Genomic DNA, 13,180 nt, shown 5'->3' on the forward strand with positions numbered 1-13,180 from the left:
ACGTTGGGATACATTTTGTCTGGTAACTCCCAATTGGCAATGTCAACTTCCTGGCTATCCCTATCCTGGTAACGATCCCTATGGATTTATGCCTAAAGATGAGATTGTCAAATATCTCCAAGGCTACGCCGCTAGCTTCAATCCACTGATTAAAGAAGGGGTGACGGTAAATAAAGTTAGTCAGATGGCAACGGGGGTATTTGCCGTCAGTACCTCGATCGGTGAATACACTGGCGATCGAGTCATCATTGCCGTTAGTGGCTACCATACGCCCAAAATCCCCCGTCTGGCGGAACGTTTGCCCGATTCTATCCATCAAATTCACTCTTCTACCTACAAAAATCCCGAATCTCTACCCGCAGGTAGTGTGTTGGTGGTGGGTACGGGACAATCCGGCTGTCAGATTGCTGAAGATTTACATCTGGCGGGGACACAAGTGCATTTGTGTGTGGGGGGTGCGCCTCGCGCTCCCAGACTATATCGGGGCAAAGATGCGGTAGAGTGGCTCGATAAAATGGGTTATTACGACCTCTCGATCGACGAACATCCGAAGAAAGAAACGGCTCGTAGTAATACCAATCATTATCTCACTGGACGCGATGGCGGACGCGAAATTGACTTACGGAAATTTGTGCTTTCAGGAATGAAATTACATGGACGATTGCGATCGATTCGCGATGGTAAACTAGAGTTTCAGGACGACTTACGACACAATCTCGATCGCGCGGATGCAGTTGCCGCAAATATCAAACAAAATATCGACAGGTATATTGAAAAACAACAGATTGATGCTCCCATCGAACCATCATATATCCCAGTTTGGCAACCGGAAAATTCAGAACTCAGTTTGGATCTAACAGCGGCTAATATTCAGACGGTAATATGGTCTACAGGCTTTCAGACGGATTTTAGCTGGATCGATATTCCCGTCTTTAATGGTAATGGCTATCCCAGCCACGATCGCGGTATCACCAGTATACCTGGCTGTTATTTCATCGGCTTACCTTGGCTGCATACTTGGGGTTCAGCGCGATTTTCTGGTGTCGCTCGTGATGCTAGCTATATTGCCGAATATATTACCCTCCGAGCAAAGGTATCTACTAGCAGTAGCCCTTGGAGTGTTGTTGATGAATTTTTATTAGGTTCGTAGTCTAGGCTACAATCTTTTTCAAAATCTAGCGATTCAGATAGGTGAAAATAGAGTTTGCAGATATTTTGCGATGGGCAAATTAATAACTAGCTATACCGCTAGACATCGAGATTTCGTATTTTTAGATACAAAATTAGCACTCGATCGAACGTTAATCTGGTATCAATCTTGACAACCAGAACGGAGCAGATCGTCATGCCAGAAGTTACTATACCCGCTCACAAGACTGGTGATTTTCTTGTTGATTATGAAGAAAAAGTCTTTCCCGATGTCCAAGCAGAACCTGGTGAGAAAGCCTTGGTTACATTTCACACGGTGGCATTTGAAGGATCGATCGGTTTAGTGAACTTATTACAAGCTACCCGCTTGAAAAAGAAGGGCTTTGAGACTTCGATTTTACTGTATGGCCCTGGTGTCACACTAGGTTTACAACGCGGTTTTCCTAAGTTGGGCGATGAGGCATTTCCAGGACATCAAAACTTCACGGTACGGATTGCTAAATTTATCAGCGATGGGGGCAAGGTTTATTGTTGTCGGTTTGCATTGCAGGCTCTGTATGGACATGGTGAGGCATCTTTGATTCCGGGGATTATCCCGATCAATCCGTTGGATGTATTGGATATTGTGTTGATGCACCGGAAGGAAGGGGCGTTTATTCTCGATACCTGGACGTTGTAGTTGAGTTGGTGTGAAGATCTTTACCCCACCCCAGCCCTCCCCTTGGAAAGCAGGGCTGATCTATTGGAAAAAGAATAATGCTAAAACCCAATTGTTTCGTTTAACTTCCATCTACATTCGATCGAGACTTAACGACAGAAAAGGGTTAGATCGGTTTTTATCTGGTGGATGGATCAGCCCTGCCTTTACAAGGGGAGGTTGGGAGGGGTAAAGATCTACGTAGTAATTTAAGAAGATCGAGAGGAAAGATTTGTGGATTTTACGCGCAAAGTTCGAGCCGCCGCCGTACAAATTAGTCCGGTGTTATTTAGTCGCGAAGGGACAACTGAAAAAGTATTAGAAGCGATCGACAAAGCTGCCCAAATGGGCGCAGAACTTGTGGTTTTTCCTGAAACATTCATTCCCTACTATCCTTACTTTTCATTCGTTCAACCACCTGTATTGATGGGTAAAGAACATCTCCGACTGTACGAAGAAGCCGTCGAAGTGCCTAGCCTCGTCACAGAGGCGGTCAGTCAGGCAGCTCGATCGCATCAGATCGTTGTGGTACTGGGGATTAACGAACGCGATGGCGGTTCGCTCTATAATACTCAACTGATTTTTGATGCCGATGGAACTCTAGTGCTGAAGCGGCGCAAAATCACACCCACATATCACGAGCGAATGGTGTGGGGGCAAGGTGATGGAGCGGGATTGAAGGTAGTGGATACTGGGGTGGGGAAACTTGGGGCATTAGCCTGTTGGGAGCATTACAATCCACTGGCGCGGTTTGCACTAATAGCACAGCACGAACAGATTCATTGCGCTCAATTTCCTGGTTCGATGGTGGGTCAGATTTTTGCCGATCAAATGGAGGTCACAATTCGCCATCATGCGCTTGAAGCAGGTTGCTTTGTGGTCAATTCTACAGGCTGGCTTTCCCCCGAACAGGTGAGTCAAATTACCGCTGATGACAAGCTCCAAAAAGCACTAAGCGGGGGTTGTTTCACCACGATTATCAGTCCTGAAGGGAATATTCTTTGTCCCCCAATTACCACAGGCGAGGGCATTGCAATCGCGGATCTGGATTTCGCCCTGATTACCAAACGCAAGCGGATGATGGATAGCGTCGGACATTATGCTCGTCCCGATTTGTTGCAATTGCAATTGAATTCGAGTCAATGGGCGGTTTTGAATGGAGGTGACGGCGGAGATCTACCCACCCCACCCTTCGGGCACCCCTCTGAGGAGGGGATTTATCGACCCACCCCTAGCCTCTTTGAGAAAGGCAAGGTGGATTAATTCCTGATGCTTAGTTCACTTGAGTGAACTTTTGCTATTAGCCCCAAATTCATTTGAGGGCGGTTGATGACTAAGCACTTTTATATTAATTAGTGCCCTTCCAGAACACTCCCAACCCCTCAGAGGAGGCAAGAATGAATAAGCAAAAATTAATGACCGAACTGCAATCTCAAGGATTGCAAATAGTTGAGGTCGGAGCGGGAGTATCTGGTCGAAAAGGCGGTGCGGGGCCATCCGACCACAAAGCGGTGACGATCGATGGTACGACAATTATGGTGCCGATCTACACTGAAACTGCCGCTCAATCTCCTTATACCGCCACTCTCGATCCCACATCCAAACAAGCAAGCATTCGCCTAGAGGGACGAGAAATTGCCCCGATCGAATTTCCCAAAACGCCCGAATTCTACAGCCTCACCACCGCCGAAGGCATCCCCTACTGGAAAATTGCCCTCCTCCACAGCCATGATGTCCTAGCTACAACCGTCTTGCAAACCTGTATGCGCTACCGAAATAGCGATACTGTCTGCCAGTTTTGCGCGATCGAGCAATCCCTCACAGCCGATCGCACGATCGCCCGCAAAACCCCCGCTCAACTCGCCGAAGTCGCTGCCGCCGCAGTCCGTCTCGATGGTGTCAAACACATGGTCATGACCAGCGGTACCCCCAATACAAGCGATCGCGGTGCCGCTTATCTTGCTGAATGCGCCCAAGCCATCAAACAGCGTGTCGATCTCCCGATTCAGGCTCAATGCGAACCGCCTGATGATTTTAGGTGGTTTCAGAGACTCAAGAATGCGGGGATAGATAGTCTGGGGATGCACCTTGAAGCGATTACCCCAGAAGTACGCGCCAAAATCATGCCTGGAAAAGCTGATGTCCCGGTTGAGTATTACTTCAAAGCATTTGAATCAGCCGTAGCAGTGTTTGGGAAAGGACAGGTAAGCACCTATTTATTAGCAGGATTGGGCGATACCGTAGCGGCTCTGGTTGCAGGTTGCGATCGACTGATCCAGCTCGGCGTTTATCCCTTCCTCGTCCCCTTTGTCCCGATTACAGGTACCCCGCTAGAACACCACCCTGCACCGAGTAGTGAGATGATGTTTGCGCTCTATCAGCAGGTAGGCGAGATGCTAAATCGATCGGGTATGTCGGCGAAGGATATAAAGGCTGGTTGCGGTAAATGCGGTGCATGTTCGGCTCTGTCTAGTTTTGAAGTTTAGCCTGTCACCCTCACCCCCAGCCCCTCTCCCAAAATTGGGAGAAGGGGTTAGGGGATGAGGGCAAAATCTCCGACTAATCACTAAGATCTTTAATATGCCCCCCACCTACCTCTTCAAACTCGCACACATCCAACCAGAAATCGCCGCATACTACGATCTCCGACGCAAAATCTTCGTCGAAGAGCAAGCCCTATTCCAGCATGATGACATTGATGCCCTCGATGCGATCGCACATCCCATCATCGCCGTCGCACCCGACGCCCCATCATTAGAAGTCCTCGGCATCGTGCGGATCTATGAACCCGAACCCCGCCTCTGGTACGGCGGTAGATTGGGTACACATCCAGACTATCGCCGAGGGTGGCATATTGGCAAAGGATTGATTAATAAAGCCGTCACCACTGCCAATGCTTGGGGCTGCGATCGCTTTCTCGCTACCGTCCAAATCCAAAACGTCCGCTTTTTCCAACGCTTACACTGGCATTCGCTCGAAGAGATCGAAATTCGCGGCATCACCCACCACCTAATGCAGGCAAATTTAGACTACTATCCCGCCAATAACGAGATCCGTCGAGTATTGCAATACAGCCAAGCATCCTAATGGATCTAGATTATCTAGCTCAAACGCTCAAACAATCTCTAGGGATCGTTCATAAACAAGATATCCAAAACGTAGCGCGGTTTCTGACTACAGCAAATGCTCTTACTGACATCCTTCTGGGTGATGATTGTGCGGCAATTCCTGATGGTGATGGTTATCTACTCCTAGCTACCGAAGGGATGATGCCCGATTTTGTCGCTTCCGATCCGTGGTTTGCGGGTTGGAGTGCTGTGATGGTCAATGTTAGCGATATTTATGCAATGGGTGGCAGACCGATCGCGGTTGTGGATACGATCTGGAGTCAGGATGCCGCAATTAGTCAGCCACTACTCGCCGGAATGAGTGCCGCTGCACGGGCTTATCAAGTACCGATCGTCGGCGGACATACCAATGCTCGGAGTGAATATAATGCCCTCTCTGTGGCGATTTTAGGACGCGCCCAGCAGTTGATTTCTAGCTTCCAAGCGCAACCTGGCGATCGATTACTCATGGCGATCGATCTGCGTGGCAAACTTCACCCCAAATATCCCTTTTGGAATGCTGCTACGGAAACAGATCCCGCTCGGCTGCGTGCCGACCTAGAATTGTTACCCAAATTGGCTGAAAATGGGCTGTGTGATGCCGGAAAAGACATTAGTATGGGCGGCATCATCGGTACCACTTTGATGCTGTTAGAAACCTCTAACTGTGGTGCTGTACTAGATCTCGATGCTATTCCTAGACCAGTAGAAATACCTTTCGATCGTTGGTTGGTGAGTTTTCCTAGCTACGGTTTTTTGCTCAGTGTCCGTCCCGATCGAGTCTCAGCAGTTGAGCAAGTATTTCGCGATCGCCAAATCACCTGTACAGACATCGGGGAAGTCATCTCTACTCCTCAACTCATGCTCAAAGATCGACAAGAATCTACTATTTTTTGGGATTTCGATCGAGAACATCTGACTGGATTTGGAGATCGGGTTTAATCTGTTACCGATTCCCGCTATTTATTTATCTACACTATTAATAGACATGCCTGAAACTCGCTTTAAAATTCGGTGGCCGGATGGTTCTGAAGCCATCTGCTATTCCCCGTCCTCAATTGTCAGATCGTATTTCGTTCTAGAACGAGATTATCAACTAGCAGATTTTGTCGCTCGATCGCAGACTGCACTGAATATTGCTAGCGATCGAGTTCGCGCTAAATACGGCAGGGCTTGCGGTCTGGCACTCGGACAATTAGCCGAGATCGAAGCTACCGCAGCACAATTTTACTCGCATTCACAATCGCTTGTGCGTGTAATTGAATTTATTGAATAAATAACCCAGCGGTTAGAAACCGCTGCTCGGAGTGCAAAGTCCGCCTGCGCGGACTAGTTAATCAGTCCGCGCAGGCGGACTTTGTAACGTTAGCCCCGATTTTAATTGGCGGCATTTTAATCGGCAACAACTTGGGTTACTCCCGCTAAAATCTCACCCAATCGCTTTGAGGTACTAAATGACGATCGAACTCTACTACTGGCCGACACCAAACGGACATAAAATTACGATTTTCTTGGAAGAAGCCGAGTTAGAATATCAAATCCTGCCGATCGACATTAGCAAGGGCGACCAATTCCAACCCGAATTTCTCAAGATCGCCCCCAACAACCGAATGCCAGCAATCGTAGATCGCGCTCCAACTGATGGCGGTGCAGCGATCTCGGTATTTGAATCGGGCGCAATTCTCCACTATTTAGCCGAGAAAACGGGCCAGTTTCTGCCGACAAGTTTGCGAGATCGCTACACTGTCATGGAATGGTTATTCTGGCAGATCGGCGGTTTGGGGCCGATGGCTGGACAAAACCACCACTTTGTCCAATATGCGCCCGAAAAAATCCCCTACGCGATCGATCGCTATGTCAAGGAAACCGCGCGTTTGTATGGCGTTCTCGATCGTCAATTAGCAAATAAAGATTACATTTCAGGTGATTATTCAATCGCGGATATGGCTTGTTATCCGTGGATTGTCCCCCACGAAAAACAGCAGCAGAACCTCGCCGATTTCCCAAATCTGCACAGTTGGTTCGATCGAATGCAGAGTCGCCCCGCCGTCATCCGAGCATACGATCGAGCCAATGTTACTAGCAATTAATTCGCACATTAACTCATCAACTGCTAAAGGAGCGATCTAGTTACAAGGCAAACCAGTATAACGATCGAGTGCAATCGGGCTGGGAATTGGGCTACCAATTACGGACGTGGTACAAGTTTGCTGTACGCTGCGGGGAAAATAACCATTTGGCTGTTGGATGATGATGGGAGGTTGTTGGCGATACAGCCGATCGCGGTAGGTCGGATAACCGCCATTGTAATAATTATTTGGTGAATTTGGTAGGTAATTGTAGTTGTAAGTGGGGTAAATAATTGTAGATCCTCCGCCAACGGTTGGGCTAGTTATTATCGGCTCAACCGATGGGACATAAATTGTAGTTGAAGAATAACCACTCGAAGGAAAAGGTTGGACAAAAACACCTTGCGCTCGCACCGAGCTTGGTGTGAGTGAAGTAATAACCGTCGTGACGATCGTTGCTAAAAAAATCAAAGCTTTCATGACTAACCATCAGCGGAATTCGCCCGCTAGCTAAATTTTTGATAAAGGCAACGATCGCCGACTTATGAAACCGACTTTGCCCAATCCTTTGCCCAGGCTAAGGTTTGTTGCACTTGCTCGATCGTTGCTGCTTCGCAATAGAGTCTGAGCACTGGCTCTGTTCCACTAAACCGAATTAATAGCCAACTATCATCGACTAAATTAAATTTGTACCCGTCCGTTAGATTGCGATCGCGTACTTCTATTTTAGCAATTTTGTCAAATGATTTGTGCTCTAATTGCGCCATTAAGCGCGATCGGATCTCCATATTTGCCAAATGTAAATCGACGCGATCGTATTTGAAATTGTAGTTAGTTTGGCTTTCCAGTTGGCGGTACAAATCCCCTAAATCTTGTTGTGACTTGGCGATCGCTTCAAGTAGATATAATGCTGAGAGCAGCGCGTCGCGTTCGGGGATGTGATTGCCATAGCCAATGCCTCCCGATTCCTCACCACCAATTAAGACTGGAGTAGTCAACATCCGATCGGCGATGTACTTATACCCGATCGGTGTCTCATAAATTGGCAAATTATAAAGTTTGGCGATTTTCGGAACGAGATTGGACGTGCTTACCGTCTTGATAATTTCGCCTGTAAAGCCCCGCTGTTTGACTAAATGCTCGATCAGAATCGGAATCAAAATCTGAGAGCTGAGAAACTCACCAGAGCCATCTACAGCCGCAATCCGATCGCAATCCCCATCAAATACCAAACCCACCCGAATTCCAGGCTCATGCTGATGGCTGCGAATTACCCGCATCAATTGGGATAGATATTTAGGCAAAGGTTCTGGCGCACCACCACCAAATAAGGGATCGGTTTTGCTATTGAGTTCGGTAATCGGCAACCCTAATAATCTACCCAATCCAGTACTCGCCGCACCATTCATCACATCAGCAAATACGCTGAGTTTACCCGATGCGATCGATTGTTGAATACTAGCCAAATCGACTTTACCGCGCAACTCCTGACAATAACTCGCCCACGGATCGAAAGTAGTCAGAGTTCCTGGATGACTAGGGGGTAAAGTTTCGCCCAACCTAGCCTCGATCTGAGTCGTCATCTCTGGCGGTACCGAACCCCCAAAATTTCCCTTCACCTTCAAGCCCAAATAGTCGCCAGGATTGTGACTGGCAGTAATTACCAGCGCACCGAGGGCATTTTGACTGTGTGCAGCCCAACTAAATGCAGGAGTCGGCGCGTAAGTATCGCTGAGAATGACATCGAATCCTGCCAGTCGAACAGCTTCAGCCATCCGTTTGGCAAAAGTTTCTGCCATAAACCTGCGATCGAATCCCACGATAATCTTGCGATTACCCGTCTTGGCTGCATAAGTATCTGCAAGTACCGCCGCCGCAATTGGCGCAACCATCAACAATCGATCGAATGTAAACTCCGCCCCAATTACGCCCCGCCAGCCATCTGTCCCAAATTTAATCGCATCCACACTCATCAGTTCCAATATGTAGCAACTTCCCTATTCTACAGATGAGGCGGATCTTCTCATAGTCGAATCAGCACTGAATTTACGATCTGCACTGCTACTCGCGATCGAGATTTGAGCATGATGATGAATTTTAAGCATAAAAGCCATAACCTATCGAAAGTGTTCTAAATGTAGTGTCCTAGCCGCCCTGGCGGTTGCCATAATTAAAATTTTGGAACTCACAATTTCCTCAAGTTTACCTGCTTTAATAAGTGGGTTAAATGGAAAAATCAATATGATAAATGCTATTACTAATCCAGAAACATTAGTAGAAACAGCAACAACTTCCGTTCTCTCAATCGAAGCCCAGCAGCTCCCCACTCTAATTTTAGGCGGTGGCTTCACCGGATTATTCACAGCATTACATCTCAGCCATCAGCATTATAAAACACCCACGATTTTGATCGATCGAAGTTCAAGATTTATCTTCAAACCGCTACTCTATCAGTTTCTCAGCGGTGAGATGAACACTAAATATATCTGCCCCCGCTATGATACTCTTTTACATAAAAGTGGCATTGAATTTATTCAGGATACGATTCAATCCATCGACTTACAACAGCGACAGGTTCAATTAGCGTCTGGACTGTATTACAACTATGGTAATTTAGTGTTATCTCTTGGTAGCGTAGCAGCTTATTTCGATGTGGAAGGAGCAGAAGAATACACCTTACCATTTCGTACCAATGAAGATGCGGTCGCTTTAGCTAAACAGCTCCGAAATTGTTTGCAACGAGCTACCCAAACCCCGAAACCGCAACAACAGGCATTATTAACCGTGGCAATTGTGGGTGCTGGTTGTACTGGCATCGAGCTAGCCGCAACTCTGGCGGATTTATTACCAGACTGGTACGCCGCTCTCGGCAGTAATGTGGCAGATATTCGAGTAGTCGTAATTCAACGAGAAAAAGAAATTCTCAAAGGTGATAGCGACAGCCTCCAACAAGCTGCTCAAACTGCATTGCACGAGCGGAAGGTATCCGTTGAGGTGTTGCTAGAAACTGAGGCGATCGCGGTGCGTCGAAACACGGTTGTCATGAAGCGAAACAACCAAATCGAGCAGCTCTCAGCCGCGACGATTGTTTGGGCGACGGGAAGCGCGATCGATCCACTCGTTTCTACACTATCAATTCCTGAAGCACATCGCGATAAACAGGGACGACTCAAGCTGACGAACGCTCTACAACTGCTTGATTTTCCCGAAGTGTTTGGAGGTGGAGATTGCACTGTCATGGAGCAGCAGCCAGCTACCGCTCAAGTAGCATATCAGCAAGGAGCCGCGATCGCCCATAATTTGCAAGCACTTGCCGAAGGTCATTCACTCCTCCCAGTTGAAATTGGGTTGCGGGGAAATCTGATGAAGCTGGGGTTAGATGAGAGTGTTTCGGATCTTTTCGACCGTTATCAAGTGAAAGGTCATCTGCATTTCCCATAACCGTTGTGTTATGTACTCCTGTTACTCGCTCTATCGCTCGAAATCCCAAAAAATAGTAGATTCTTGTCGAGCTTTTAGTTGTGAGTTTATTTTGGTTATTTGGCCGATCGATCCCTTTTTGATTCACAAAAGGCAGTTACTACAAGATTTGGTGGTGTTTTTGTAATTTAAAAAATTCTGCTCATGCTCAATACAAAACTTGGCATGATTTCACCACAGTCGATCTCAGTGGGCGATTCTATTATCTCTGGTTCTTGTCCCGATCGATAGATTTCCACCCGCTTGTGCTTTGGATCGATGAGCAAGCCTAGCCGCACTCCGAGCCGTTGATATTCTCTCATCTTGTCTTGTAGAGGTTTCAAGCCGTCTGTGGTAGAGCGCAATTCTATAACAAAATCGGGCACTACGGGACAAAACTGTTCTAATGAAACTCCCTCTAGTCGAGATTTTTCAATCCAAGAGACATCAGGTGAAGGTTTTCCACCACCAATTGCTGTGAAATCATAACCAGTTGAAGAATCACCTACCCGCCCTAGCTCAGTTTGTCGATTCCAGGCATTAACTTGAAAAGTCAAGTCTCCATTGCGCTCACCACTGATGAAAAACGCTGGAGGCATCACAATCAATTCTCGATTCGGAGTTAATTCTAAGCGTAAATCGGGATTATCGATACACAAGCGATCGAATTGCTCTGGGGTAACTCTCAGAGTTGTATTACTGACATCTAGCAGCAATGGTTGAGTTTCAACAGCGACGGTGGAAGTAATAGCAACCATCAAGAAACCTCCAAATTTGCATTCAAATCAGTTTATGTATCGATCGGCCGATTCCCCTTCTCAGATCTTCACCCACGAAGTAAGATCGCATTAGATTTATGGCAGAGCGTCTTTAAGTGCCGTTCTCGCGGCGAGATGATTGCGAGTAGATGTTAGGATCTCCACTTCTCGATCGAGCCGAGTGGTAGTATCTTGCATTTCGAGTAGGGCTTGTTGCTCTGCGGCTACACCATAGAGATGACTAGCCACCCAATAGGAGAGTTCGATCGGTAAGTCTGGTAAATTCTCTGGTAGCTCGACTGGTTGTTCGGTCAGTTTTCCCGATAGGTGCACCACATCTCGCAACAACCGCTCGACATCGGTCGCTAAGGGGCGTAAATCCTCCTCGGTGGGACGATCTTCGATCCACTCGACTAACCCGACTCGGTAGGGCTTCTCGCGCACGTATTCGAGCACTCTGAACCGTTGCTGTCCCATCGTCAAAACTTTCATCCGATCGTCTGGCAATTGCTGAAAATGGACGATCTCCGCACAACAACCGATGTCTGATGGTTGTCCTCTGACGGGATCCCACATCAGTACACCAAAACGCCTGTCGCTACTCATGATCGTATTCATCATGATCCGGTAGCGAAATTCAAAAATATGTAACGGTAAGGGACGACCCGGAAATAGCACCAGTTCGGGAAGCGGAAATAGGGGAAGTTCTCTCACGGCGATTGAAGAAGATGGTGCCATTTGCTGAGTTTGGGAAAAGCGTACGATCTACACTAATAGGTTAACGGATCTCGTCTCATTAGTGCTAGGTCATTCACGCCTAATTGCGATCCTAGCTGTACTTGAGAATTATTACCTGATTTGGTAACGCTTCAATATCAAAAGCAACGGTATCCAAACAGAATTTTAAGTTTTTGAGGCTGGAAAAAAATCATTTATATCGAGCATAATATCTGTATATTGAGGCAGGCTAACCGAGCGAGGCGGCGTAATAATCTGAATACTGGTGTAGAGCGAGCCTTCAGGTTGGCGATATATTTCTAGATAGTTATCAATTAGATTGACAATCCAATATTCACCAATTCCGGCTGCTGCATAAAGCGGTGCTTTTATCTCTCGATCGAACTTAATGCTCGAATCGGCAACTTCAATGACTAAGATAATATCTGCGGGTGATGGATGACTATTAACATAATTATCCGATCGCAATCTTGCGATGACAAGATCGGGTTCAGGTTCGCTATTATTGGGCAAGGTAATCGGATCTTGGCTCTGAACATCGGCTCGATCGCCAATCAAGGCTAAAAGCTGTTTGAATAGTTTACGGGTAGAAAGCGTATGTCGAGTGCCCTTTGCAGCCATAGTAAAAATTTGTCCTGAGATTAATTCTACTCGTTCTCCTTCCCTGATGATGCCACTTTCCATCATGCCGTAATATTCAGTACTAGTGAGCTGACGGATTTGAGTATTAACCATGCGATCGACCTCTAGCAACGCAACTTAGTTCTCATCATAACAACATCTACAAAAAAGCCCTCAAATGAGGACTTTTGGAAACTAAATTAGTAACTCAATATCTAGAGTTTCACTTCGATATCTACACCTGCGGGTAGATCTAGTTTCATTAGCGCATCGATCGTTTTTGCTGAAGGATCTTTGATGTCAATAATGCGTCGGTGGGTGCGGGTTTCAAAGTGTTCGCGGGAGTCTTTGTCAACGTGAGGCGATCGCAAGACGCAATAGATCCGGCGGCGTGTAGGGAGGGGGATTGGGCCGATCGCGATTGCTCCAGTCCGATTGGCAGTTTCGACAATTTTATCGCAAGAGGTGTCGAGGAGACGACGATCGAATGCTTTGAGCCGGATGCGAATTTTTTGCTGAGTTACAGTTGCCATAATTTTTAGGTTTGGGTTTTCAAGGTACAGAAATTAATAATTCATCAGA

Annotated in this window: 15 protein-coding genes; 9 read left to right on the forward strand and 6 right to left on the reverse strand. The window is 47.0% G+C overall.

Features of this window, described 5'->3' with window-relative positions; genetic code table 11:
* The 8 genes from ACEW9J_RS11980 to ACEW9J_RS12015 all read left to right on the forward strand — a co-directional run.
* A partial coding sequence (locus tag ACEW9J_RS11980; protein ID WP_373545352.1) for an MSMEG_0569 family flavin-dependent oxidoreductase occupies positions 1–1,150 on the forward strand: 1,150 nt, incomplete at its 5' end.
* A gap of 195 nt (positions 1,151–1,345) precedes the next feature.
* Positions 1,346–1,828 (forward strand): MSMEG_0572/Sll0783 family nitrogen starvation response protein, encoded by a 483-nt coding sequence (locus ACEW9J_RS11985; RefSeq protein ID WP_373541571.1) that lies wholly within the window; start codon positions 1,346–1,348, stop codon positions 1,826–1,828.
* A 252-nt stretch (positions 1,829–2,080) separates the two neighbouring features.
* Entirely contained in the window at positions 2,081–3,109 is a 1,029-nt protein-coding gene (locus ACEW9J_RS11990) for a Nit6803 family nitrilase (protein ID WP_373545353.1), read from the forward strand.
* Between the two features lie 134 nt (positions 3,110–3,243).
* A complete protein-coding gene (locus tag ACEW9J_RS11995) occupies positions 3,244–4,332 on the forward strand; it encodes an MSMEG_0568 family radical SAM protein (RefSeq protein ID WP_373545354.1) in 1,089 nt (362 codons plus the stop codon).
* A 94-nt stretch (positions 4,333–4,426) separates the two neighbouring features.
* Positions 4,427–4,933, forward strand: a complete 507-nt coding sequence (locus ACEW9J_RS12000; RefSeq protein WP_373545355.1) for an MSMEG_0567/Sll0786 family nitrogen starvation N-acetyltransferase — start codon at positions 4,427–4,429, stop codon at positions 4,931–4,933.
* A complete protein-coding gene (locus ACEW9J_RS12005; RefSeq protein WP_373545356.1) occupies positions 4,933–5,895 on the forward strand; it encodes a sll0787 family AIR synthase-like protein in 963 nt (320 codons plus the stop codon). The genes ACEW9J_RS12000 and ACEW9J_RS12005 overlap by 1 nt, the downstream gene beginning before the upstream one ends.
* A 46-nt stretch (positions 5,896–5,941) precedes the next feature.
* Positions 5,942–6,229, forward strand: coding sequence for an MSMEG_0570 family nitrogen starvation response protein (locus ACEW9J_RS12010; protein WP_373545357.1), 288 nt, complete (start codon positions 5,942–5,944; stop codon positions 6,227–6,229).
* A 178-nt stretch (positions 6,230–6,407) separates the two neighbouring features.
* The gene (locus ACEW9J_RS12015; RefSeq protein ID WP_373545358.1) at positions 6,408–7,043 is read left to right on the forward strand and encodes a glutathione binding-like protein; all 636 of its coding nucleotides are present in this window, start codon (positions 6,408–6,410) and stop codon (positions 7,041–7,043) included.
* A 36-nt stretch (positions 7,044–7,079) separates the two neighbouring features.
* On the opposite strand, the gene ACEW9J_RS12020 is transcribed toward ACEW9J_RS12015, so the two are convergent.
* Positions 7,080–7,502: a hypothetical protein gene (locus ACEW9J_RS12020; RefSeq protein ID WP_373545359.1), complete on the reverse strand. Its 423-nt coding sequence runs from the start codon at positions 7,500–7,502 to the stop codon at positions 7,080–7,082.
* Between the two features lie 62 nt (positions 7,503–7,564).
* Positions 7,565–8,995: a phosphoglucomutase/phosphomannomutase family protein gene (locus ACEW9J_RS12025; protein WP_373545360.1), complete on the reverse strand. Its 1,431-nt coding sequence runs from the start codon at positions 8,993–8,995 to the stop codon at positions 7,565–7,567.
* A 268-nt stretch (positions 8,996–9,263) separates the two neighbouring features.
* Here ACEW9J_RS12025 and ACEW9J_RS12030 point away from each other — a divergent pair, with 268 nt between their 5' ends.
* Positions 9,264–10,463 (forward strand): NAD(P)/FAD-dependent oxidoreductase, encoded by a 1,200-nt coding sequence (locus ACEW9J_RS12030; protein WP_373545361.1) that lies wholly within the window; start codon positions 9,264–9,266, stop codon positions 10,461–10,463.
* A gap of 167 nt (positions 10,464–10,630) precedes the next feature.
* On the opposite strand, the gene ACEW9J_RS12035 is transcribed toward ACEW9J_RS12030, so the two are convergent.
* From ACEW9J_RS12035 to rpsJ, 4 genes are all read right to left on the reverse strand, one after another.
* On the reverse strand, positions 10,631–11,239 hold the full coding sequence (locus ACEW9J_RS12035) for a Uma2 family endonuclease (RefSeq protein ID WP_373545362.1): 609 nt from the start codon (positions 11,237–11,239) through the stop codon (positions 10,631–10,633).
* A gap of 96 nt (positions 11,240–11,335) precedes the next feature.
* The gene (locus ACEW9J_RS12040; RefSeq protein WP_373545363.1) at positions 11,336–11,977 is read right to left on the reverse strand and encodes an LON peptidase substrate-binding domain-containing protein; all 642 of its coding nucleotides are present in this window, start codon (positions 11,975–11,977) and stop codon (positions 11,336–11,338) included.
* 165 nt (positions 11,978–12,142) lie between these two features.
* Positions 12,143–12,712, reverse strand: a complete 570-nt coding sequence (locus ACEW9J_RS12045) for a Uma2 family endonuclease (RefSeq protein WP_373545364.1) — start codon at positions 12,710–12,712, stop codon at positions 12,143–12,145.
* A 101-nt stretch (positions 12,713–12,813) separates the two neighbouring features.
* Positions 12,814–13,131 (reverse strand): 30S ribosomal protein S10, encoded by a 318-nt coding sequence (rpsJ, locus tag ACEW9J_RS12050; protein WP_373545365.1) that lies wholly within the window; start codon positions 13,129–13,131, stop codon positions 12,814–12,816.
* Positions 13,132–13,180: the final 49 nt, after the last annotated feature.

Origin of the sequence: Chamaesiphon sp., from assembly GCF_041737865.1 — a bacterium.
Lineage (GTDB): Bacteria > Cyanobacteriota > Cyanobacteriia > Cyanobacteriales > Chamaesiphonaceae > Chamaesiphon.